Here is a 22643-nt window from a genome sequence, read left to right as displayed (position 1 = left end):
ATGGGGTCCGGGCGGCGGCGCCTTGGGCGCGACAGGACAGGTGTCGGCGCCGCCGCCCGGACGACTGGGGGGAGACGGGCTCGGCCGTCTCCGGTCACAGCTGCTGTCAGCCCTGGGGGCCGGACAGGCGCTCGACGCCGCGCAGCAGGGCGGAGTGGTCCAGCCCGCCGTCACCCTGGGCCCGCAGCGAGGAGACCAGGTTGGCCACCACGGCGCCGACGGGAAGGGCCGCGCCGACCTCGCGGGCGGCCTCGGTGACGATGCCCATGTCCTTGTGGTGGAGGTCGATGCGGAAGCCGGGGGCGAAGTCGCGCTTCTTGAAGTTGTCCTTCTTGCGCTCCAGCACCGTGGATCCGGCCAGTCCGCCGCCCAGTACGTCCAGTGCGGCGGCCAGGTCCACCCCGGACTTCTCCAGGAAGACCACGGCCTCGGCGCAGGCCTGGATGTTGACGGCGACGATCAGCTGGTTGGCGGCCTTCACCGTCTGCCCCGAGCCGTGCGGACCGCACAGCACCAGGGTCTTGCCCAGCGCCTCCAGTACCGGCCTCGCCTGGTCGAAGTCTGCCTGCGCACCGCCGACCATGATCGACAGCACCGCCTCGACCGCCCCCGCCTCACCGCCCGAGACGGGGGCGTCCAGCACCCGGAGTCCCCTCGCGGCGGCGGCCTCGGCCAGCTCCACCGAAGTCTGCGGGGTGATCGAGGACATGTCGATCAGCAGCGTGCCGGGCCTGGCGTTCTCCAGGATGCCGCTCTCGCCGTAGGCGATGGCCTCGACCTGGGGAGAGGCGGGGACCATGGTGATCACGATGTCGGCGTCACCGACGGCCGCGGCGATCGACGGCGCCGCCGTACCGCCGTTCCGGGTGAGCCGGTCCATCTTCTCCTGTTCCAGGGTGAAGCCGGTGACGTCGTATCCGGCCTTGATCAGGTTCTCGGCCATGGGGGAGCCCATGATGCCCAGACCGACCCAGGCGATCTTCGGAAGCTTGCTCATGAGGTACTGCCTTTCGGGGCGAGGGAGGACTTGCCCGGCCTGGAGGGGGCTCCCCCTCCGGAGCCGAAGGGCGCGCCGGTGTCGAGAGTGACGAGGTCAAGTGAGCGAGGTACGAGTGAGTGCGGTGCCGAGGAGTGTCGGCATCGGGTCCGAGCGCCCGGAGGCGAGGGAGGAGTATCAGCGCAGCGGGGTGGGGAGCCAGTCGAAGGACTCGGCGCTGGGGGTGTCACCGGGCTTGTATTCGAGGCCGATCCAGCCGTCGTAGCCGGCCTGCTTCAGGTGGCCGAGGAGATCGGGGAAGTCCAGGTCACCGGTGCCGGGAGCGCCGCGGCCGGGGTTGTCCGCGATCTGCACATGGCCGGTGCGGTCCGCGTACGAGGCGATGACCTGGTGCAGGTCCTCGCCGTTCATGGACAGGTGGTAGAGGTCCATCAGGAACCGGGCGTTGTCCAGGCCGGTCGCCGCGTTGACCTTCTCGACGACCTCGACCGCCCGGGGCGCGCTGACGATCGGGCAGCGGGGTGACTCGGGCGCGTTGAGCGCCTCGACGAGCACCACGGCTCCCACCCGGTCGGCGGCGCGGGCGGCGAGTGCGAGGTTCTCCAGTGCGAGCGCGTCCTGCTCGGCCTCGGAGGCGCCGTCGACCCGGTTCCCGTAGAGCGCGTTGAGTGCCGTGCAGCCCGTGGACTGGGCGAAGTCGGCGGCGACGTCGATGTTCGCGCGGAACTTCGCCGATTCCGCACCGGGCACGGACAGCGCGCCGCGATCGGGTCCGGGCAGCTGCCCGGCGTAGAAGTTCAGCCCGGTCAGCTTGGTGCCCGCGCTGTTCAGCGCCTTGCGCAGCGCGTCGAGATCGGACTGCTCCGGCACGGGCGCGTCAACCCAGGGCCACCACAGCTCGACGGCGCTGAACCCGGCGGCGGCGGCAGCGGCCGGGCGCTCCAGCAGCGGCAGTTCGGTGAAGAGGATCGACAGATTGACGGTGAACCGGTGCTCCGTGCTGCCGATCCCTGCGAGGGGGGCCATGGAGATCGCACTCCCTTCCCTGTCATTTCATTTTCCGCAATACGGAAGTGAGTTTCTGTGTAATGGAATACAAGTGGAAGACTGCAACCGCCATCCGGAAACTGTCAAGGGGTCGGCCCGTCGACCGCTTGAGATCCTTCGCCCGGTGCTGCCGGGGCGGTGGTGCCCGGCGGGTGGGCAGCGGGCAAGCTGGGGGCACGTGCAGTGCAGAGGAACAGGGAGTTTCCAGGGTGCGATTGCGAGTGGAGTTCACGACGGAGCCGTTCGACTTGGACGAGGCGCCGCCCCATGCCGTCGTGGCCCGGGAGACCGTGCAGGAAGCCGGGCTGGACGCGGTCGACGTCGGCCCGTTCGGCAATACCGCGGAGGGCTCTGCCGATGCGGTGCTCGACGCGGTGCGGGACATGCTGAGCCGCAGCCTGTCGGCGGGTGCCACCCGGGTCTCGGTCCAGGTGAACGTGCTGCCCGAGGGCACTGGCCAGGCCCAGGGCGAGGCACCGGAGGCGGGCGCGTGAGCGGCGAGCCGGAGCACCCCTTCATCGCCGCCGTGCGACCACTGGTCGACGCCATGGGTGCGGAGATGGTCGTGCCGTCGGAGGCGGCGGGCGACGACGTCGTGCTCAAGTGGGAGGGCGAGGAGGTGGTGGCCGTACGGCTGCCGCATCTCTCCGACTCGCTCGATCACATCCTCGCCGAGTTGGAGCGCCGCCACGGCATACCGCTGGCCCAGCTGGACCGCAGGACCAAGCAGTCGGTGGTGCGGATACTCGAGGTGCGCGGCGCCTTCACCGTGCGGCACGGGGTGGAGACCGTCGCCGGAGCGCTCGGCGTCAGCCGCTTCACGGTCTACAACTACCTGAACCGCGAGTCGGCACGGCGCGCGGAGGGCTAGGGTCTCTCGTTCGGATCGTGCCGGATTCCCGGGCCGCACCCGGGTGGTGATGAGCCGGTGCCGAGATTTCAGCAGACTTTCAACAAAGTGTTGACGCGATGTCCGGCGAGGGCTTAGCTGTTCCCCAGCCCGAACCGCACAACGGCCCCGGAGGCCCCCGTGACGTCGCGTCCCCCACCAGGCCTGACCTGGTTGAACAGCTCAGACGAGGGTGAGGCGCACGGCGCGCTCCGGGAGGTGTGCGCGTCGTTGGTCTGGGCCGAGAAGGTACTCGCCCGGCGGCCGTACGCGGATGTCTCGGCCCTGTTCGACGCGAGCGACGCCGCCATGGCGGAGCTCAGCGCCGGGGACTTGGCCGAGGCCATGTCGGGGCACCCGCCCATCGGGCGGCCCAAGCCCGGTGATCCGGCCTCGGCCCGCGAGCAGCGGGGGATGTCGGGTGCCTCGGCGGAGTTGAAGGCGGAGATGCTCGCACTCAACCTGGACTACCAGGAGCGGTTCGGTCATGTCTTCCTGATCTGCGCCACCGGCCTGAGTGCCGAGCAGCTGCGGGACGCGGTCCGTGCACGCATCGGCAACACGCCGGAGCGGGAGCGGGAGGCAGTTCGCGATGAGCTGGTGAAGATTAATCGCATCCGGCTGACCCGCCTCACGCAGCAGCACGAAGGAGCCTGACCATGAGCACCGAACACGCGCCCCCCCAAGGCAGCACCGAAAGCCCCGCCGGTCACGCAGGCGGCAGCGAGCGCGGCACGACCGTGTCCACGCACATCCTGGACACCAGCGTCGGCCGTCCGGCGGAGGGCGTGGCCGTGCAGCTCTCCGTACGTGCCGGCACGGACACCCTGTGGAAGGGGCACGTGCTCTCGGAGACCGACGCGGACGGGCGCTGCAAGAACCTTCCGGCGCTGCCGGAGGGGACCACCCACGTACGGCTCACCTTCGAGGTCGATTCGTACTTCACCCGCCACAGGCGAGCCGAGGAACAGCAGGACGCCCCCCGCGCAAGGGACAGCGGCCCGGCGAAACCGGCAGGACCGGAGAAGCCGGGGAGCGGAAGTTTCTTCCCCGAGGTGACCATCACCTTCACGGTCAGCCCGGGCGAGCACTACCACGTGCCGCTGCTGCTCAACCCGTACGGCTACTCCGTGTACCGAGGGAGCTGACACCCACATGCCCACGATTCTCGGCCAGAACCAGTACGGCAAGGCGGAGAACCGCGTCGTCAAGGTCATCCGCGACGGGGACACCCACCACATCAAGGACCTCAACGTCTCCGTCGCGCTCTCCGGCGACATGGACGACGTCCACTACTCGGGCTCCAACACCCATGTGCTGCCGACCGACACGACGAAGAACACCGTATTCGCCTTCGCCAAGGAGTACGGGATCGAGTCGCCCGAGCAGTTCGGCATCGAGCTGGCCCGCCACTTCGTGAACAGCCAGGAGCCGATCGGCAGGGCCCGCATCCGGATCGAGGAGTACAGCTGGCAGCGCATCCCGGCATCGGCCGGCGGCGCCGCGTCCGGGGGCGGCGCCGGTGAGCACCGGCACTCCTTCGTGCGGGAGGGGCAGGAGATCCGCACCGCGCAGGTCACCTTCGACGGCGAGAGCGTGGAGGTGCTGGGCGGGCTCAAGGAGCTGACCGTGCTCAACTCCACCGATTCGGAGTTCTGGGGCTTCCTCAAGGACAAGTACACGACGCTGCGCGAGGACTACGACCGGATACTCGCCACCGAGGTGGCCGCCGCCTGGCGGTACCAGTGGGCGGGAGAGGGTGTGCCGGAGCCGGACTGGAACGAGTCGTACGCCGAGGCCAGAGGCCATCTGCTGCGGGCCTTCGCCGAGACGTACTCGCTCTCCCTCCAGCAGACGCTCTACCAGATGGGCGTGCGGGTGATCGAAAACCGTCCGGAGATCGACGAGATCCGGTTCTCGATGCCCAACAAGCACCACTTCCGGGTCGATCTGGAGCCTTTCGGGCTCAAGAACGAAGCAGCCGACGGCGCCGTCTACTACGCGGCGGACCGCCCGTACGGCCTGATCGAGGGCACCGTGCTGCGGGACGGCGCGGAGGCGCGCATCCCCGTGGACCTGACGGCTCCCTGATCCGGCGTGCGACGGCAGTCTGCTGACGGCACGTCAATGAACGGCCAGTGAAGACCGCATCACTCGGCACCCGGAGCGCGCACGGCGGGGACGGTCCTGTCAGCCGTCCCCGCCGGCTCCGGCACTCAAATCACCGAGGGCCCCTGCCGTGCCCATCCGCCGAAGAGAACGAGGAACCGCGATGGCAGACCCAGTGCAGCGCACCGTCATCGAGAACTGTGCGATCGCGACCGTCGACGCCCAGGACACCGAATACACCACCGGGCATGTGGTCGTCGCCGGTGAGCTGATCGAATCCGTGGGCGCCGGGCCGGCGCCCAGGGGGCTGGAGCAGGTCGCGCGGCGCGTCGACGGCAGCGGCCACCTGGCGACCCCGGGGCTGGTCAACACCCACCATCACTTCTACCAGTGGCTCACCCGTGGACTCGCGCAGGACTCCAACCTCTTCCAGTGGCTCACCGCCCTCTATCCGACCTGGGCGCGCATCGACGAGCCGATGGTCTACGCGGCTGCCCGCGGCTCCCTGGGGATGATGGCACGCGGCGGCGTCACCACGGCCTTCGACCATCACTATGTCTTTCCGCGCGGCGCGGGCGATCTGCTGGGCGCGGAGGTCCGTGCCGCCCGCGAGATGGGCGTACGCTTCACCGCCGCCCGCGGCTCCATGGACCGCGGCGCGTCGCAGGGCGGACTGCCGCCGGACTTCGCCGTGGAGACCACCGAGGGCGCCCTGCTGGCCACCGAGGAAGCGGTGGACCGCTACCACGACGCGTCCTTCGGCTCGATGCTGCACATCGCGGTCGCGCCCTGCTCGCCCTTCTCGGTCTCCACCGAACTGCTCAGCCAGGGCGCCCTGCTGGCCCGCCGCAAGGGGGTACGGCTGCACACGCACGGCTCCGAGACGGTGGAGGAGGAGCGGTTCTGCCACGAACTGTTCGGCATGGGCCCTACCGACTACTTCGAGTCGACGGGCTGGCTCGGCGAGGACGTGTGGATGGCGCACTGCGTCCACATGAACGACTCGGACATCGCCGCGTTCGGCCGCACCGGCACCGGCGTGGCGCACTGCCCCTCCTCCAACGCCCGCCTCGCGGCCGGAATCGCCCGCGTCCCCGACATGCTGGCGGGCGGGGTGCCCGTCGGCCTCGGCGTCGACGGCACCGCCTCCAACGAGTCGGGGGAGCTGCACACCGAACTGCGCAACGCGCTGCTGGTCAACCGCCTCGGCGGCCACAAGGAGAGCGCCCTCGACGTCCGCCAGGCGCTGCGGCTGGGGACGTACGGTGGAGCGCAGGTTCTCGGCCGTTCGAGGGAGATCGGCTCGCTGGAGGCGGGCAAGCTCGCCGACCTGGTGCTGTGGAAGCTCGACGGCATCGGTCACTCGACGATCGAAGACCCGGTCGCGGCCCTGGTCCTCGGTGCCGCGGCCCCGGTCACCCTTTCGCTGGTCAGCGGCAGACCGGTGGTCGAAGGCGGGCGGCTGACCACGGCGGACGAGGGCGAGATCGCCAGGAGCGCGCGCGACGAAGCGCGGCGTCTCGCCAGGATCGCCGCCGACGCGGGCTGAACCCGCGCGGCGGCCACAGACTCCGGCCCGGGGGGACGGCCCCGGACCGGCACTGCCCCCGGGGTGCGGCACACCGTCGCACCCCGGGGGCGGGAATGATCGGTACACAGAACACCAGTACCTGGGCGTGACAGGCAGGCACCGCACAACTGCATACCGGCATGTCGATAAATCGATCACCTTGCAACCTTGCACAACGCACCTCCCTGAAACCGCGTGTCGACGGCGACACCGTTCAAACGACAGGAGGAACCGCCGTGGCCGAGACGCCCAGGTTCACCGCGCAAGGCAGTACCCCGGAGGAATCCCCGGAGCGATCCGGAGACCGGCCGGACAGCGGGTCACCACCGCCCAAACACCCCGTCGACCAGACCCTGCCCGCCGGAAAGCTCGTCGCCGCCGGACTCCAGCACGTGGCGGCCATGTACGCGGGCGTCGTGGCCCCGCCGCTGGTCGTCGGCACGGCCGTGGGACTCTCGGTCACCGAACTGACCTTCCTGATGGGCGCCAGCCTGTTCACGGCGGGCATCGCCACGCTGCTGCAGACCCTGGGCATCTGGAAGATCGGCGCCAAGCTGCCCTTCGTCAACGGCGTGACCTTCGCCGGTGTCGCCCCGATGCTGGCCATCGTCAACTCGGAGGGCCCCGAGGACGCGCTCCCCGTCATCTTCGGCTCGGTGATGGTCGCGGGGGCACTCGGCTTTCTCATCGCCCCCTACTTCAGCAAACTCGTACGGTTCTTCCCGCCGGTCGTCACCGGCACCGTCATCACCCTGATCGGCCTGTCGCTGCTGCCGGTCGCCTTCAACTGGGCTCAGGGCGGCGATGCTTCGGCATCCGACCACGGCTCCGTGAAGAACATCGCCATGGCGGGAGCGACCCTCGTCATCGTCCTGCTGCTGCGCCGCTTCACCGGCGGCTTCATGAAGCAGATCGCCGTGCTGCTGGGCCTGGTGGTGGGCACGCTCATCGCCATACCGGTCGGCATCACGGACTTCGGCGCGCTGGGGGAGGCGGACGTCGTCGGATTCCCCTCACCCTTCCACTTCGGGGCGCCGCAGTTCGCCGCCGCCGCGATCCTGTCGATGTGCATCGTCATGATCGTCTCCATGACGGAGTCCACCGCCGACATGCTGGCACTCGGCGAGATCGTCGACCGGCCCGCCGACGAGAAGACGATCGCCGCCGGTCTGCGGGCCGACACCCTCGGCTCGTTCGTCAGCCCCTTCTTCAACGGCTTCACGTGCAGCGCCTTCGCACAGAACATCGGGCTCGTCGCGATGACGCGGGTACGCAGCCGGTTCGTGGTGGCGACCGGCGGCGGCATCCTGATCCTGATGGGCCTGTGTCCCGTCGCCGCGGCGCTGATCGCGACCGTGCCGCTGCCCGTACTGGGCGGCGCCGGAGTCGTGCTCTTCGGGTCGGTTGCCGCCAGCGGCATCCAGACGCTGGTCAGGGCCCGGCTGGACCAGGACAACAACGTGATGGTGGTTGCCGTTTCGCTCGCCGTCGGGATCATCCCGATCACGGCGGAGGGCTTCTACCACTCCTTCCCGGAGAGCGCGCGGATCGTCCTCGACTCGGGCATCTCCACGGGCTGTATCGCCGCGATCGTGCTCAACTTCCTCTTCAACCACCTCGGCGGGGGCCGCGACGGGGAGCCCACCGCATCCGCCACCGAGGTCACCGCAACCGCCGATTCCGGCTCACGCAAAGAGCCCGCCCAGCCCCACGTACCGCATCCGCACGGTGAGCACCCGCTGCCGCACCCGGACCAGAAGGGCGCACCGGCGGCCTCCGGCTGAGAACCCGTGTCCCCAGAGTCTGCCGGGATCTGAGCCACCGGTGAACGGCGGCTGTCCGCAGGGCGTCAACCACCCTGCGGACAGCCGCCGTTCAGCTCGTGTTCAGCCTCTCGCGAGGCTCCCGCCACCCCACTCGCACACCGGATACCGAAGCGGTATCGATACGACGCCGGCCGGCCCGCCCCGGCCCGCCGCCGACAATCCTTCTGAGCAGTAAAGCCCCGAAGGAGCCAACCTCTTGCACGTCACCACCACCAGCCGCCGTCGGCTGCTCGCCGGCGGGTCCGCCGTCGTGGGCCTCGCCGGAATGGGCGCGGCAGCCACCGCCTTCGGCGACGAAGGCCGCACCGCCGGCGCACTCGAGCCCGACCGCGGCAAACAGTCGCGCCGCACTCCCAACTTCGTCCTCGTGCTTGCCGACGATCTCGGGCACGGCGAGGTCGGCGCCTACGGACAACGGCTCATCGCCACCCCCCGCCTGGACGAAATAGCCGCCGGCGGACTGCGGTTCACCCAGGCCTACGCACCCGCCCCGGTCTGCGCGCCCTCCCGCTGCTCAATGCTCACCGGCCTGCACAGCGGTCACGCCACCGTACGGACCAACCCCTTCCGCGGCGGCCAGCCCGGACTCGGCGACGACGACACCACCTTCGCCGAACTGCTGAGCGAACGCGGCTACCGCACCGCCTGCATCGGAAAGTGGGGCTTCGGTCCCGAGGAAGCCGACCAGCCGAGCCACCCCAACCGGCGCGGCTTCCAGGAGTTCTACGGCTACATCTCGCACGGCGCGGCGCACGACTACTACCCCGCCGAACTCTGGGACAACGGGAGACCGGTCCCGGTCCCGGCCAACCGAGGGGATGAACGAGGCAGTTACGCGCCGGAACTCTTCCGGCAGCGGGCCCTGGACTTCGTCTCCCGGCAAGCAGCCGACGACAAGCCCTTCCTGCTCTACCTCGCCCCCACCACCCCGCACGCGCCCAGCCGCGAAGTCGACCACGGCGACTACGCCGGCCACCCCTGGCCCGAGGCCGACCGGGGCCACGCCGCCCAGGTGAGCCATCTCGACGCGCTCGTCGGCGACCTCGTCGACCTGCTGCGCGCCGAGGGCCTGGCCGAGGACACCGTCCTGCTGGTCAGCAGCGACAACGGCGCGCACGAGGAAGGCGGCACCGATCCCGAACGCTTCGACGCCAACGGCTCACTGCGCGGCTACAAGCGGAACCTGTACGAGGGCGGCATCCGCGTACCGCTGATCGCCTGGGCACCCTCCCGGATCGCGCCCGGCAGCGAGACCGGCCGCCGCACGCCGCTCACGGACATGCTGCCCACCCTCGCCGAACTGGCCGGTGCCAAGGTGCCGGGCGGCCTCGACGGACTGTCACTCGCCGGACTCATCGGCGGCGACCGGTCGCCGCCGCACCCGTACCTCTACTGGTACCGCAACGATCCGCACACCTCCCCGCGCGCCCAGGCCGCCGACCGGGGCCGGGGCCGCCGGGCGTGCGAGGCGCTGCGGCAGGGCGACTGGAAGGCCGTACGCTTCGCCCCCGCCCGCGACCGCTCCGCGCCGGACGACAGCTGGGACGTAGAGCTCTACAACCTGCGCGACGACCCGGGCGAGCGGCGGAACGTCGCCGCCGAACACCCCCGGACCGTGAAGCGGCTCGTCGCCCTGATGCACGAGGCCTGGCGCGACCCGGCGCTACCCGCCCCCACGGACCGGCCGCCCGTGCACGCCTGACCCGTACCGCCGTCCGGCCTGGGGTTATCCCCACCACTGGTCCGCCAGCAGCCGTCATGGTCCGCAACGGCCGCGATCCGTAGCTTCGAGTCATCGGCTCGGAGAAGATCGCGAGAGGACGGACATGAGGCTGCGCGGCGGCAAAGGACAGAAGACGGGCGACCGGCCGGAGAGTCAGGGCACACCCGGTCACGCCGTCGAACTGCGCGGCGTCCGGCGGCAGTACGGTCGCGGCGCCGGTGCCGTGCACGCCCTCGCAGGCATCGATCTCGCCCTGCCGCGCGGCACGTTCACCGCCGTGATGGGCCCGTCCGGCTCCGGCAAGTCCACCTTCCTGCAGTGCGCGGCCGGCCTCGACCGGCCGTCGGCCGGCTCCGTACGCCTCGGGGGTACGGAGATCACGGGCATGCGCGAGAACCAGCTCACCGAGCTCCGCCGCAGCCGCCTCGGCTTCGTCTTCCAGGCATTCAACCTGCTGCCCTCCCTCACCGTGGAGCAGAACGTGCTGCTCCCGATGCGCCTCGCCGGGCAGCGCCACGACCGCCGCCGGGCGGACGCGGCACTCGCGCAGGTCGGGCTCGGTGACAAGGCGAAGCGCCGCCCCGGCGAGCTCTCCGGCGGCCAGCAGCAGCGCGTGGCCATCGCCCGCGCCCTGGTCACCAGCCCGGACGTGGTCTTCGCCGACGAGCCCACCGGCGCACTCGACACCGGCACCGCCGCCGAGATCCTCGGCCTGCTCCGGCACGCGGTGGACACCCTCGGCGCCACCGTCGTCATGGTCACCCACGATCCGGCCGCGGCCGCCTGGACCGACCGCGTGCTGTTCCTCGCGGACGGAGTCTTCACCGGCGGGCTCGACCGCGGCTCGGCGGAGCAGATCGCGGCGCGCATGGCCGCCCTCACCTCCCGCACGGGCCCGATGGCAGGGGCTGCGGCGTGAGGAGCTTCGCCCCCAACGGCCTCGCCCGCGCGGCCGTGCGCTTCAAACCCGCGTCGTTCGCGGGCACCTTCGTCGCGCTGATGATGGCGGCGCTGATCGTCTCCGCCTGCGGCATCCTCCTGGAGACGGGCGCCCGCGCGTCGGTGCCGGCGGAGCGGTACGCGAAGGCGCCGGTCGTCGTGGCGGCGGACCAGTACGCCCGCCTCGTCACGGGCAGCGGCGACAGCCGCTCCGAGTCGGCGGACCCGCTGCCGGACACGGCACCCGTGGACGCCGCGCTGGCCGAGAAGGCGGCCCGTGTGCCCGGCGCGGAGGCGGCGGTGCCGGACTTCACGTTCCCGGCGCGCCAGGGCGACGGCGCGCTGACCGGTCACGGCTGGGGATCGCACGCCTTCACCGGAGCCGCACTCACCTCCGGGGCCGCGCCCCGTACCGGCGAGGTCGTGCTCGACGCCGCCGCCGCACGGGCCGCGAAGGCCGGTGTCGGAGACACCGTCGCGCTCGAAACCGCCGCCGGCCGCGCCGGCTTCCGCGTCTCCGGACTGGCGAAGGACGGACCCGGCGACGTGCTTGAGGGAGCCACAGGCTGGTTCGCCGACACCCAGTCTCCCGCGCTCGCCGGGCATCCCGGAAAGGCCGACGCCATCGCCGTACTGGCGAAGGACGGGGCGTCCCCCGCAGACGACGCGGCCCTCGCCGCCGCCGTGAAGAAGGCGCTCGCCGGCTCCGGCGCCAAGGTGCACACCGGTGACAGCCGCGGCGGCGTCGAGGACCGCGGGCTCGGATACGCCAAGGAAGCACTCACAGGACTCGGCGGGTCCTTCGGCGGGATCGCCGCCGTGGTCGCCGTCTTCACTGCGTCCGGCACGGTGGCGCTGTCCGTCGCCCAGCGCGCCCGCGAGTTCGCGCTGCTGCGTGCCGTCGGCGCCACTCCGCGGCAGGTCCGCCGCGCGGTCGCCGCGGAGGCGCTGCTCGTCGCGCCGCTCGCCGGGCTGGTCGGCTGCCTGCCCGGGATCGGGCTCGCGCACTGGTGGTTCGGGCAGCTGGACGACCGGGGGGCCATCCCCGAGCCCGTGGACCTGCACGTCTCCTGGATCCCGCTCCTCGTCGCCGTCGGCATGGGGCTGCTGACCGCGCTCACCGCCGGCTGGGCGGCCGGGCGGCGGCCTGCGAAGACCAAGCCGGGGCAGGCGCTCACCGAGGCGTCGGTGGAGCGGCTGCGGCCGGGCGTGATCCGTACCGTGCTGGGCCTGGGTGCTGTCGTCGGCGGCGGGTTCCTCACCGTCCTCGCCGCCCGTTCGGCCGGGGATGACGCGGCCAACGCCGCCCTCGGCGTCGTCATGCTGTTCATGCTCGCCGTCGCGCTGCTCGGCCCGCTGGTGGCGCGGCTGTGCGCGGCGCTGTTCGGGCTGGCGCTGCGCGCCGGCGGCGCCGAGGCCTCCCTCGCTGCCGCCAACTCCCGTACGAACGCCCGCCGGCTGGCCTCCGCGATCACCCCGATCGTACTGGCCATCGCCTTCGCCTCGACGCTCGTGTTCATGCACACGAGCGAAAGCCACGTCGCCGCGGAGCAGCTGCGCGCCGGCGTCACCGCGGATCACGTCATCACGCACCCCGACGGGCTGCCCGCCGGGGCCGCCGACCGGGCCGCCCGCGCACCCGGCGTCGACGCGGCCGTTGGCCTGCTCGACACGCAGGTGCTGGTGCCCGTCGGGTCGGGCGGTGACCGGTGGCTGCAGGGCTCGTCAACCCAGGGCATCTCCGGCTCCGGCGCGCAGCTCGCGAAGGTGCAGGATCTCGACGTGCGCAGCGGCAGCCTGGACGGTGTCGGCAAGGGCCGTATCGCCATCGACAGGACGCTCGCCACCTCGGCGAAGGTCAAGGTCGGCGACAAGCTGCCGATGTACCTCCCGGACGGCACCGAGACCAGCCCCGAAGTCGTCGCCGTGTACGGCCGCGGGCTCGGCCTCGCCGCCGTGACCATGGACCGCGCGTCCCTCGCCGCCCACGTCACCTCGGGCTTCGAGACCACGCTGCTGGTACGTGGCGGAGACGCGAAGGCCCTCGCCCCGCTGGGCAAGGTCGCCGACGCGTCCGGCTACGCGGTCGAGCGGACGACCGACCGCGAGCTCAACGCCTGGGCCAACTACACGATGGCCGGAGTCCTGGGCGGCTTCGCCGCCGTCGCCGCCGTCAACACCCTCGTGATGACCGTCCTCGACCGCCGCCGCGAACTCGGCATGCTCCGCCTCGTCGGCGCCACCAGGCGCCAGGTGATGGACATGCTGCGCTGGGAAGGTCTGCTGGTGGCGGTGGCAGGCACCGTCCTGGGCACGGCCATCGCCGCGGCCACCCTGGTCCCGATGATGCGCGGCCTGACCGGCGAGGGCCCGTACGTACCCCCGCTCGTGTACGGCTCCTTCGCCGCGGCTGCGGTGGGCCTCGCCCTGCTCGCCGTCACGCTCCCGGCGCGAGCGGCCCTCCGCGACCGGGAGGCGCAGCGGCCGAAGCCCGCCGGGAAGCTCAGGCACCTGCCGTAGGCAGTCTCAGCGTGCCGCGTCCAGCATCCGCGTGCCCACCGTGCGCAGGTGGTCCACGAGTGCCTGCGGCTCGTGGACCTCGAACGGCACCCCGAGCAGCGCCAGCCGGTACGCCAGCCAGTCCAGCGCGTCACCGCCGGTGCGCAGCAGGCAGCGGTCAGGGCCGTCCGCCTCCAGGACGCCGGTGCCCGGCGGGAGGCGGGCGGCGGCGTCCTCCAGCGTGGTGCGGAGTGTGACCACGGCACGGTGCCGGGCGCGGGGCCCGACGATCGACGCCGTGACGAAGGCCGCCGCGTCCTCCGCGGGGAGCGTGCGGGCTTGTGCCCGTACCCCGGTGGGCCGCGGGTCAAAGACACGGTCGGCGCGGAAGGTGCGCCAGTCGTCGCGGTCCAGGTCGTAGGCGACGAGGTACCACCGCTGGTCCGCGCTGACCAGGCGGTGCGGCTCGGTGTGCCGTCGGCTCACCGCGCCGTCCCGTGCGGCGTACGAGCAGCGCAGCCGCTCGCCGTGACGGCACGCGGCGGCCAGGACGCTCAGTACGGCGGGGTCGGTCTCCGGTGCCGGTCCGCCCGTGGTCAGCACCCCGTACAGCGGGACGGTCGTGTCCTGGAGGGCCCGGACGCGTCGGCGCAGCCGCGCGGGCAGCACCTGTTCGAGCTTGGCCAGGGCGCGCAGTGAGGTCTCCTCGATGCCGGTGACACCGCCGTGCGCGGCGGTGTGCAGTCCGACGGCGATGGCCACCGCCTCGTCGTCGTCCAGCAGCAGCGGAGGCATGGCGGTGCCCGCGGCGAGGCGGTAGCCGCCGAGGGCGCCGATCGTCGCGTCGACGGGATAGCCGAGTTCCCGCAGCCGGTCGATGTCGCGGCGCACGGTGCGCGGGCTGACACCGAGCAGTTGGGACAGCTCGGTGCCGGTGCGCTCGCGTCCGGTCTGGAGGAGGGAGAGAAGCCTCAGCAACCGGCCAGGAGTGTCGCTCATGCTCCCCATGCTGCACCGGAAGGCGGCCATGTCCTGACCTGCTTCGCTCCTAGCGTGACACGCATGCACACCTCTCGCATGCACACGGAAGACGGCATCCGGATCAGCGGCGCCCGCGAGCACAACCTCCAGGACGTGTCACTGCGGATCCCCCGGGGAAAGATCACGGTCTTCACGGGTGTGTCCGGGTCCGGGAAGTCCTCGGTCGTCTTCGACACGGTCGCGGTGGAGTCGCAGCGGCAGCTGGCCGAGACCTTCACCTGGTTCGTCCGCAACCGCCTGCCCCGGCAGGAGCGGCCGAAGGCGGACGCGATCGAGCGGCTCTCCCCGGCGATCGTCGTCGACCAGCGGCGCCTGGGCGGCGGCGCGCGTTCGACGGTCGGCACGGTGACGGACATCCACGCCGTGCTGCGCGTGCTGTTCTCGCGCTGCGGCACACCGAGCGCAGGGGAGGCCTCGGCGTACTCGTTCAACGATCCGGGCGGCATGTGCCCTGGCTGCGACGGCCTCGGGCGGGTTGTGCGGCTGGACCTGGACCGTGCGCTGGACACCTCGAAGTCCCTCAACGGGGGCGCGATCCTCTTCCCCCCGGCCGCCATCGGCACCGCATGGTGGCAGATCTACGGTGAGTCCGGCCTGTTCGACCCCGACAAGCCGCTCGCACGGTACGACGACCGCGAGTGGCAACTCCTGCTGCACGGCAAGGGGTTCAGCGTGAAGCGCAGGGGCAGTACCGGCACGTACAACAACGTCTACGACGGGCTGGTCGTCGGCTTCGAACGGCTCTATGTGCACCGTGACCTCTCCACGCGCACAGAGCGCGTCCGGGAGATGGCCCGGCGCTACACGCACCACGGGGTGTGTCCGCGGTGCGCCGGCGCGCGGCTTGCCGCGCCCGCGCTGGCCTCGCGGCTGCTGGGCCGGAACATCGCCGAGATGGCGGCACTGGAGATCGGCCACCTGATCGGGGTGCTGAAGGCAGTCGAGGGGCCGGTCGGTGAGGCGGTGGCGGCACAGGCGGTGGCCTCCCTGGAACGGGTCGAGGGCATCGGGCTCGGCTATCTGAGCCTGGACCGGGAGACCTCGACCCTCTCCGGCGGGGAGGGCCAGCGGCTGCGCATGGTCCGTCATCTGGGCAGCAGCCTGACGGGGATGACGTACATCTTCGACGAACCCACCACCGGCCTGCACCCGGGCGACGTGGCGCGGCTGGGCGACCTGCTGCTGCGGCTGCGGGACAAGGGCAACACGGTGCTCGTCGTCGAGCACGACCCGGACGTGATCGCCGTCGCGGACCATGTCGTCGACATGGGGCCGGGCGCGGGGACGCGGGGCGGACACGTCATGTTCGAGGGGACCCCCGAGCAGCTGGCGGCGGCCGACACCCCGACCGGGCGCGGGCTGCGGCGGGTGACCGGGGTGAAGCGCGAGGTACGGGAGCTGGGGGAGTGGCTGACGGTCTCCTCCGCGTCGTCCGCCGCACCCGTGCACAACCTCAAGGACGTCACCCTCTCGGTACCGACCGGGGTCCTGACCGTCGTCACGGGCCCGGCGGGGTCCGGTAAGAGCACTTTGGTGTCGGAGGTGTTCGTGGCGGCGCACCCCGAGGCGATCGTGGTCGACCAGTCGGCGATAGGCGGCTCGGTGCGCTCCACACCGGCGTCGTATCTCGGCGTGCTGGACGCGATCCGCCGGGCCTTCGGGAAGGCGAACGCAGTCGCCCCCGGCCACTTCAGCTTCAACTCCGCCGGTGCCTGCCCCGGTTGCCGGGGGCGCGGCGAGATCCAGACCGATCTGGCGTTCATGGACCCGGTGACCACGACCTGCGAAGCCTGCGGCGGACGGCGCTTCACGGACGCCGTACTGGCGATGAAGCTGCGGGGGAAGTCGATCGCGGACGTGCTGGAGCTGACGGCGGGGGACGCGGTGGAGTTCTTCGCGGCCGACGAGGGGCAGGCAGCCCAAGGGGAGTTGGAGCGACGGCTGCGCGCCCTGGTGGAGGTCGGCCTCGGCTATCTGACGCTCGGTCAGCCGGTGTCCACCCTCTCAGGTGGTGAACGGCAACGGCTGAAGCTGGCGACCAGACTGCACCTGACGGGCAGCCTGTACGTACTGGACGAGCCGACGACCGGACTGCACATGACGGACGTCGACGCCCTGCTGGCACTCCTCGACCGCCTGGTCGGCAGCGGCAACACGGTGGTCGTGATCGAGCACGACCCGCAGGTCGTCAAGCACGCGGACTGGGTCGTCGACCTGGGCCCCGGCGGCGGCATGCGGGGAGGCGAGATCGTCTTCACCGGCACACCAGGCGAACTGCTCGGCCACCCCACCTCCCTGACGGCTCTTCACCTGCGCCGCACCGTCGACCGGACCGCCCGACCGGACCACCCGGCGGGGCCTCCGGTAGGCAGCCGGTAGGGCCAGCCCGACCCTGCCAGTCCACCACCTGGTGGACGGGAGGTTCAACCGGCCGATGCTGTCGGCGGCGCACCCGCGCCGACCAGCATGGATGCCATGACGAATATCCCTGTACGCATGGCCCGCTGGAGTGCCGGGCACCCTTGGCGCGCGATCGCCGGATGGTTCCTCTTCGTCGCGCTCTGCCTCGGAGCCGGGATCACGGTCGGCGGGAACGCCGCCACCGGCGAGGACTTCCGCATCGGTGAAGCAGGCAGGGGAGAGGCCCTGGCGGCCGAGGGCGGCCTGGAGCAGAAGCCGCTGGAACGCGTGCTCATCACCGCGCCGCCCCACACCGGCACACTGGACAGAGCCGCCGCCGACGCCGCCGCGCGGGACGTCACCCGACGGATGGAGAAGCTGCCCGAAGTCCGGTCAGTGGCCCCGCCGGTGCGTTCGGACGACGGCACGGCCCTCCGCGTCGACGTCACCCTCAAGGGCCCCGAACTCGAAGGCAAGAAGCATGTCGATCCCCTGCGCGCGCAGACCGAAGAGGTGCGGGAGCGCCATCCCGGTGTGCGAGTGGAGGAGACCGGCAGTCCGTCCATCAGCCAGGGTGTCGAGGAGCAGCGGGGGAGCGACCTCGCGCGCACCGAGATGGTCGCGCTGCCCGTCACACTGATCGTGCTGCTGATCGTCTTCCGCTCGGTGGCGATGGCCATGGTGCCGCTGCTGCTCGCGCTCTCCTCGATCGCCGGGGCCATCGGCCTGTCCATGCTGGCCTCGCACGCCTTCCCGGACAACGGAGTCGGCACCAACGTCATCCTGCTGATCGGCCTGGCGGTCGGTGTCGACTACACCCTCTTCTATCTCAAGCGGGACCGGGAAGAGCGGTCCCGTTCCGGCGGAGGGCTGACGTCGGAGGCCGTGGTGGAGCTGGCGGCAGCCACCTCGGGCCGGGCCGTGGTCGTCTCCGGGATGGCGGTCGCCGCCTCCAGCGCGACGCTGTACCTCGCGGGCGACGTGATCTTCTCCTCGATCGCGACCGGCGCGATCGTCGTCACCCTCGTCGCCGTGGCCAGTTCGCTGACGGTGCTGCCCGCGTTGCTGGCGAAGCTCGGCATACGGGCGGAGCGCCGGGCGGAGCGGAAGGCCGCCCGCGCGGAACAGCGGGGAAAGCCGGAGCAGCCGGCCCGGCCCCGCCGCGACACGGGCCGGTTCACCGCAGCCACGCTGCGCGTCACGAGCAGGCGGCCGGGCACCATGCTGGGCCTCGCCGTCGCCTTCATGCTCGCTCTCGCCGCTCCGCTGCTGAGTCTCAACCTGACCGACATGGGCCGCGAGATCCACTCCCGCGAGATCCCCGCCATGCAGACGTACGACCGGCTCAACGCCGCGTACCCGGAACTGAAGTCCATGCACCAGGTGCTCGTACGCGCGGAGCCCGGCCAAGCCGACGAGGTGGCCGACGCGTTGGGCGAGCTGCGACAGCGTGCCGAGGACGACCCGCTGCTCGCGGGCAAGGCGAAGCTGGCCACCTCGCCCAACCAGCGGATCAGTCTGCTGGAGTTGCCCGTGCCGCACCATGTGAGCACCGACGAGGCCCAGGAATCCCTTGACCGCGTCCGCGACACCTATGTCCCCGCCACCGTCGGCGCGTTGACCGGCACCGACGTCGCGGTGACCGGAGACGTCGCCCGCTATGCCGACTACCCCGACCACCAGAAGCGGAAGCTGCCACTGATCATCGGAGCCCTGCTGCTGGTCACCTTCGCCATGACGGTATGGGCCTTCCGCTCCGTGGTCCTCGGCCTGGTCGGCGTGGTGCTGAACCTGCTCTCCGCCGCCGCCTCGCTCGGACTGCTGGTGTTCGTCTTCCAGGGCAGCTGGGCCGAGGGGCTGCTCGGCTTCGACTCCACCGGCTCGATCGGCTCCCGCGTGCCGCTGCTCCTGCTCGTGATCCTCTTCGGCCTGTCGATGGACTACCAGGTGTTCGTCATCAGCCGGATCAGGGAGGCCGCGCTGCGCGGTGTGCCGACCCGCGAAGCCGTACTCGAAGGCGTCGGCAGCTCGGCGAGGGTGGTGACCAGCGCCGCCCTCGTGATGGTGACCGTCTTCGGCAGCTTCGTCGGCCTGCACATCATGGAGATGAAGCAGATGGGCTTCAGCCTGGCGGCCGCCGTACTGCTGGATGCCGTCATCATCCGGATCACCATTCTGCCCGCGATGATGCTGCTGCTCGGCAAGGCGAGCTGGTGGCCCTCCCGGAGCATGGCGCGGGCACAGGGCACCGACCGCACGCCCGCCGCCCCGCCGCTGGAAAAAGTAGGCTGACCAGCATGGATCAACGGCCGCAGCCCCACGACCGGTACGGAATGCGGGCGCTCCGCCGGTGGAACGACGCCCTCTGGATCGTCTTCGGCCTCTGGCCCCCGGCCATCGGTGCCTGGGACGAGTCGACGCGGTACTGGTCGTGGGCGCTGCTGGCCGTACTCGCCGTGTGCTACGCGCTGCTGCGAGGGCTTCCCGGCAACGCCTTGGTGCAACGCGGCTATCCGTACGTGCTCGTCCTGGGGCTCGGCGCGCTGTCCGTGCTGAGCAGCGGTGTGCCGGTGTTCGTGGTGGCGATGCCGCAGTTCTGGATCTTCGCGCGAAGCCCGCGGTCCTCGATCGTCCTCAGCGGCGCCGCCGCCGTGGCCTCCGTTGCCGGAAACATCCTCCGGCAGGGCGGGAACGAGGAGTTCCACACCGGAAGGCTCGTGCTCACCCTCATCGGCTACGCCGCCAGCGTGCTGATCGGAGTGTGGGTGCACCGGCTCGTCGAGCAGAGCGACGAGCGCGCCCGCCGCCTGAGCGCGGAGCTGGAGACCGCCCAGCAGCGCCTGGCCGAGGCACACCAGCGCCAGGGCGCGGCGGACGAACGGGAACGGCTCGCACGGGAGATCCACGACACCCTCGCCCAGGGCTTCGCCTCCATCATCGTGCTCGCGGAGTCGGCCCGCTCCGGCCTGGAGGCCGACCCGGCCAAGAGCGCCCAGCAGCTGCGCTCGATCGAGCACACCGCGCGGGAGAACTTCGCCGAGGCACGGGTGCTGGTCGGCTCCGCCCCGCGCAGCGGCCTCGCACCCGGCTCGGTCGCGGCCACCCTGCGCCGGACCCTGGACCGGTTCGCCGAGGACACCGGGCTCACCGTCGACGCGGACCTGCCGGACGTCGAGTGCGACCAGCAGACGCGGATCGCGTTGCTGCGCTGCACGCAGGAGTCGCTGGCCAACGTGCGCAAACACGCGCACGCCAGCACGGTCGGCGTCATCCTTGCCCAACACCCGTACGGCATCGAGCTGGAGCTCACCGACGACGGACGCGGCTTCGTCGTCGAGGACTCGCACGGCTTCGGACTCGACGGCATGCGCAAGCGCCTGGCCGAACTCGGCGGCCAACTCACCGTCACCAGCGCGCCGGGCGACGGCACCCGCGTCCTCGCGACGATCTCCACGGCGACGGCGACGGCGACGGCGGACTGACGGCTCCGCGTACCGCCGCACAGAAGCAGCCCCACTGCGCGGACTGAGCAGCGTGCTGCCCCGGTATCCGCTGGTCAGCGGCAGCAAAGCTGAACGGCCGTACTGCCTCTACGTCGTGAAGAAGTCGGTGAGCGCGCGGCCGATCTGGCCGGGGGCGTTCTCCGTGGGGATGTGATCCGCATTCGGGATACGGAGGAGCGTGGTGTGAGGCATCTCGGCGGCGAACCGCTCGGCGTACGCCACCTTCTCATGGAGATCGTCCTCGCCCCAGATCAGCAGCTTGGGCACGATGGACCTCCGCAGCGCGGGAACGAGGTCGAGGGTGTAGCGATTGTCGGCCGCGCCCGCCAGGGCCATCCAGGAGCGGCGCACCCGCTCATCGGTCCACGGATCCGCGTAGTCCGCGATCAACGACTCAGTGGCGACACCGGGCAGCACCCTCGCAATCGCCTTCCGTCGGGCGGCGAGCACGCCCTCGCCCGTGTCCGAGTCCGAGTCCCGGAATTGGGCCACGTGGGGCGCGGGCCAGGAGTCGTAGAGGACCGAGTTGACCAAGGCGAACCGGGACACGTCGAGCCGGTTGTGGGCAAGGAGGTGCTGGGCGATGGCGCCGCCGATGTCGTGGCCTGCCAGGGCGATGGGGCCGGAGAGGTTCAACGCGGCGACGAATCGAGTCACCCAGTCGGCGAGGGCTGGAACCGTGGCCGTTTCCGGGGCGAGTTGGCCTCCTGAGCGTCCCAGTCCGGGGAGGTCGACCGCGAGGGGCCGCAGCCCCGCGTCAGCGAGGTGGCCGAGCACGGGGAGCCAGACCCGGCTCCAGTACGTTCCGTGCAGCATCAGCACGGGCGGGGCGTCCTGCCGCCCTGCGGTCAAGTAGCTGGCCGGCTCGCCGCCGACCTGGACCGCGGTCCTCAGCACTGTCGTTTCGGTGGTTTCGCTCATGGGTCCACTGTGTCCTGTGCGGGTCATCCGGCCGAGAGTCCTGAAAGACACCTGAGGGTACAATCTTGCCATGCGTCCTCATCGGGTGGTGGCCCTGCTCAACCCGCCGCAGTCGCCCTTCGAACTCGCCTGCGCCACCGAGGTCTTCGGCGCCGCCCCGCAGGACGAGCCGCCCCGCTACAGCTTCCGGATCTGCGCCGAGCACCCCGGCCCTGTGCAGACCACCGCTGGCTACGCGATGCTCGTCGACACCGGCCCTGAGGCCCTGGAGCAGGCGGACACCGTGGTCGTCCCCGGCTGGCAGCCGCCGGGCGCACCCGTGCCACCGGCCGTCACCGCGGCGCTGCGGGCCGCCCACCGGCGCGGGGCGAGGATCGTCGCCATCTGTACGGGGGCCTTCGTCCTCGCCCAAGCCGGACTGCTCGACGGCCGCCGCGCCACCACCCACTGGCGCGACACCGCCCGGCTCGCCGCCGCCTTCCCCGAGGTGCAGTTGGACCAAGACGTGCTCTTCGTAGACCACGGCGACGTGGCGACCAGCGCCGGAACCGGCGCGGGCATCGACCTGTGCCTGCACCTCGTACGCTCCGACCACGGCGCGGCCTACGCCACCCAGATCGCCAGAAACATGGTCCTGCCGCCACACCGGGAGGGCAGCCAACTCCAGTACGCAGCACAGCCCGCACCAGCCAAGGCGGACGCGTCACTGGCGCCACTGCTGGAGTGGGCCACCTCCCGGCTCGACACCCGACTCACCCTCGACCGCCTCGCCGAACGCGCCGGACTGTCCAGCCGTACCCTCGCCCGGCGGTTCACAGAACAGCTCGGCACCAGCCCCGGACACTGGCTGCTCGGCCAACGCATCAACGCAGCACGAGTATTGCTGGAGCAGACCGACCTTCCGGTCGAAGCCATCGCCACCCGCGTCGGACTCACCTCGGCAGTCAACCTGCGCCGCCGCTTCCGGGCGCATCTGGGCACCACGCCCGGCGCCTACCGACGCACCTTCAGTCAAACCTGATGGTCGGGTAGCCCGAGGGCGAGATCCCCTCGGGCTACCCACCGACCGAGATCGTGCCAAACGTGCCTGGAGGCGGCCATGCGGCCATGCCCTCTGACTCGGACCCATCCGTGACAGCTACAGATAGTCCTCGATGCCCGCGCCGAACACCGCATCTT

At 71.3% G+C, this 22643-nt stretch carries 18 protein-coding genes; 14 read left to right on the top strand and 4 right to left on the bottom strand.

Translation table 11 applies throughout. The features are described 5' to 3' along the window. Nucleotides 1–106 precede the first annotated feature (106 nt). Nucleotides 107–997: a 2-hydroxy-3-oxopropionate reductase gene (locus LHJ74_RS30255; RefSeq protein WP_260221436.1), complete on the bottom strand. Its 891-nt coding sequence runs from the start codon at nt 995–997 to the stop codon at nt 107–109. 177 nt (nt 998–1174) lie between these two features. After that, on the bottom strand, nt 1175–2023 hold the full coding sequence (locus tag LHJ74_RS30250; protein ID WP_375546870.1) for a TIM barrel protein: 849 nt from the start codon (nt 2021–2023) through the stop codon (nt 1175–1177). Nucleotides 2024–2253: 230 nt separating this feature from the next. On the opposite strand from LHJ74_RS30250, the gene LHJ74_RS30245 reads away from it, so the two are divergent. The 10 genes from LHJ74_RS30245 to LHJ74_RS30200 all read left to right on the top strand — a co-directional run bounded on the left by LHJ74_RS30245 (nt 2254) and on the right by LHJ74_RS30200 (nt 13620). Next, complete coding sequence (locus tag LHJ74_RS30245) at nt 2254–2538, top strand: thiamine-binding protein (RefSeq protein ID WP_260221435.1); 285 nt, start codon at nt 2254–2256, stop codon at nt 2536–2538. A 53-nt stretch (nt 2539–2591) separates the two neighbouring features. Continuing rightward, nucleotides 2592–2915 (top strand): helix-turn-helix domain-containing protein, encoded by a 324-nt coding sequence (locus tag LHJ74_RS30240; protein ID WP_375546872.1) that lies wholly within the window; start codon nt 2592–2594, stop codon nt 2913–2915. Between the two features lie 159 nt (nt 2916–3074). Then, nucleotides 3075–3590: a 2-oxo-4-hydroxy-4-carboxy-5-ureidoimidazoline decarboxylase gene (gene uraD, locus LHJ74_RS30235; RefSeq protein WP_260221433.1), complete on the top strand. Its 516-nt coding sequence runs from the start codon at nt 3075–3077 to the stop codon at nt 3588–3590. 2 nt (nt 3591–3592) lie between these two features. Beyond that, the gene (locus LHJ74_RS30230; protein ID WP_260221432.1) at nt 3593–4081 is read left to right on the top strand and encodes a hydroxyisourate hydrolase; all 489 of its coding nucleotides are present in this window, start codon (nt 3593–3595) and stop codon (nt 4079–4081) included. A 7-nt stretch (nt 4082–4088) separates the two neighbouring features. Beyond that, the gene (gene pucL, locus LHJ74_RS30225; RefSeq protein WP_260221430.1) at nt 4089–5024 is read left to right on the top strand and encodes a factor-independent urate hydroxylase; all 936 of its coding nucleotides are present in this window, start codon (nt 4089–4091) and stop codon (nt 5022–5024) included. Nucleotides 5025–5205: 181 nt separating this feature from the next. Continuing rightward, entirely contained in the window at nt 5206–6591 is a 1386-nt protein-coding gene (locus LHJ74_RS30220; RefSeq protein ID WP_260221428.1) for an 8-oxoguanine deaminase, read from the top strand. A 257-nt stretch (nt 6592–6848) separates the two neighbouring features. Next, on the top strand, nt 6849–8396 hold the full coding sequence (locus tag LHJ74_RS30215) for a nucleobase:cation symporter-2 family protein (RefSeq protein WP_375546869.1): 1548 nt from the start codon (nt 6849–6851) through the stop codon (nt 8394–8396). 238 nt (nt 8397–8634) lie between these two features. Beyond that, a complete protein-coding gene (locus LHJ74_RS30210; RefSeq protein WP_260221427.1) occupies nt 8635–10140 on the top strand; it encodes an arylsulfatase in 1506 nt (501 codons plus the stop codon). A gap of 124 nt (nt 10141–10264) precedes the next feature. Next, nucleotides 10265–11080 carry an ABC transporter ATP-binding protein gene (locus LHJ74_RS30205; protein ID WP_260221426.1) on the top strand — a complete coding sequence of 272 codons (816 nt, stop codon included), beginning with the start codon at nt 10265–10267 and terminating at the stop codon, nt 11078–11080. Next, complete coding sequence (locus tag LHJ74_RS30200) at nt 11077–13620, top strand: ABC transporter permease (RefSeq protein ID WP_260221425.1); 2544 nt, start codon at nt 11077–11079, stop codon at nt 13618–13620. Before LHJ74_RS30205 ends, LHJ74_RS30200 begins: the two co-directional genes overlap by 4 nt. Before the next feature lie 6 nt (nt 13621–13626). Here the strand turns inward: LHJ74_RS30200 and LHJ74_RS30195 are convergent, their stop codons facing one another. Beyond that, the gene (locus LHJ74_RS30195; RefSeq protein ID WP_260221424.1) at nt 13627–14598 is read right to left on the bottom strand and encodes a helix-turn-helix transcriptional regulator; all 972 of its coding nucleotides are present in this window, start codon (nt 14596–14598) and stop codon (nt 13627–13629) included. A 78-nt stretch (nt 14599–14676) separates the two neighbouring features. On the opposite strand from LHJ74_RS30195, the gene LHJ74_RS30190 reads away from it, so the two are divergent. From LHJ74_RS30190 to LHJ74_RS30180, 3 genes are all read left to right on the top strand, one after another. Further along, nucleotides 14677–17019, top strand: a complete 2343-nt coding sequence (locus LHJ74_RS30190) for an ATP-binding cassette domain-containing protein (RefSeq protein WP_375546871.1) — start codon at nt 14677–14679, stop codon at nt 17017–17019. A gap of 96 nt (nt 17020–17115) precedes the next feature. Then, nucleotides 17116–19332 (top strand): MMPL family transporter, encoded by a 2217-nt coding sequence (locus LHJ74_RS30185; protein ID WP_260221422.1) that lies wholly within the window; start codon nt 17116–17118, stop codon nt 19330–19332. 5 nt (nt 19333–19337) lie between these two features. Then, a complete protein-coding gene (locus LHJ74_RS30180) occupies nt 19338–20522 on the top strand; it encodes a sensor histidine kinase (RefSeq protein ID WP_260221421.1) in 1185 nt (394 codons plus the stop codon). Between the two features lie 108 nt (nt 20523–20630). Here LHJ74_RS30180 and LHJ74_RS30175 read toward each other — a convergent pair whose 3' ends face one another. Then, nucleotides 20631–21464: an alpha/beta fold hydrolase gene (locus tag LHJ74_RS30175; RefSeq protein ID WP_260221420.1), complete on the bottom strand. Its 834-nt coding sequence runs from the start codon at nt 21462–21464 to the stop codon at nt 20631–20633. 70 nt (nt 21465–21534) lie between these two features. Between LHJ74_RS30175 and LHJ74_RS30170 the strand changes: the two genes are divergently transcribed. Continuing rightward, nucleotides 21535–22485, top strand: a complete 951-nt coding sequence (locus LHJ74_RS30170) for a GlxA family transcriptional regulator (RefSeq protein ID WP_260221419.1) — start codon at nt 21535–21537, stop codon at nt 22483–22485. Nucleotides 22486–22643 lie beyond the last annotated feature (158 nt).

The sequence above is a fragment of the Streptomyces gossypii genome, from assembly GCF_025165795.1.
Lineage (GTDB): Bacteria > Actinomycetota > Actinomycetes > Streptomycetales > Streptomycetaceae > Streptomyces > Streptomyces gossypii.
The sequence above is the reverse complement of the archived record's forward strand: the minus strand, read 5'-3'. Positions and strand labels throughout refer to the sequence as shown.

Bases quoted from the DNA above. Each gene is read 5' to 3' on its own strand.
- LHJ74_RS30190 (WP_375546871.1), top strand. From the start codon at position 14,677: ATGCACACGGAAGACGGCATCCGGATCAGCGGCGCCCGCGAGCACAAC.
- LHJ74_RS30255 (WP_260221436.1), bottom strand. From the start codon at position 997: ATGAGCAAGCTTCCGAAGATCGCCTGGGTCGGTCTGGGCATCATGGGC.
- LHJ74_RS30180 (WP_260221421.1), top strand. From the start codon at position 19,338: ATGGATCAACGGCCGCAGCCCCACGACCGGTACGGAATGCGGGCGCTC.
- LHJ74_RS30220 (WP_260221428.1), top strand. From the start codon at position 5,206: ATGGCAGACCCAGTGCAGCGCACCGTCATCGAGAACTGTGCGATCGCG.
- LHJ74_RS30240 (WP_375546872.1), top strand. From the start codon at position 2,592: ATGGGTGCGGAGATGGTCGTGCCGTCGGAGGCGGCGGGCGACGACGTC.
- LHJ74_RS30250 (WP_375546870.1), bottom strand. From the start codon at position 2,023: ATGGCCCCCCTCGCAGGGATCGGCAGCACGGAGCACCGGTTCACCGTC.
- pucL (WP_260221430.1), top strand. From the start codon at position 4,089: ATGCCCACGATTCTCGGCCAGAACCAGTACGGCAAGGCGGAGAACCGC.
- LHJ74_RS30175 (WP_260221420.1), bottom strand. From the start codon at position 21,464: ATGAGCGAAACCACCGAAACGACAGTGCTGAGGACCGCGGTCCAGGTC.
- LHJ74_RS30195 (WP_260221424.1), bottom strand. From the start codon at position 14,598: ATGAGCGACACTCCTGGCCGGTTGCTGAGGCTTCTCTCCCTCCTCCAG.
- LHJ74_RS30205 (WP_260221426.1), top strand. From the start codon at position 10,265: ATGAGGCTGCGCGGCGGCAAAGGACAGAAGACGGGCGACCGGCCGGAG.
- LHJ74_RS30230 (WP_260221432.1), top strand. From the start codon at position 3,593: ATGAGCACCGAACACGCGCCCCCCCAAGGCAGCACCGAAAGCCCCGCC.
- LHJ74_RS30185 (WP_260221422.1), top strand. From the start codon at position 17,116: ATGACGAATATCCCTGTACGCATGGCCCGCTGGAGTGCCGGGCACCCT.
- LHJ74_RS30170 (WP_260221419.1), top strand. From the start codon at position 21,535: ATGCGTCCTCATCGGGTGGTGGCCCTGCTCAACCCGCCGCAGTCGCCC.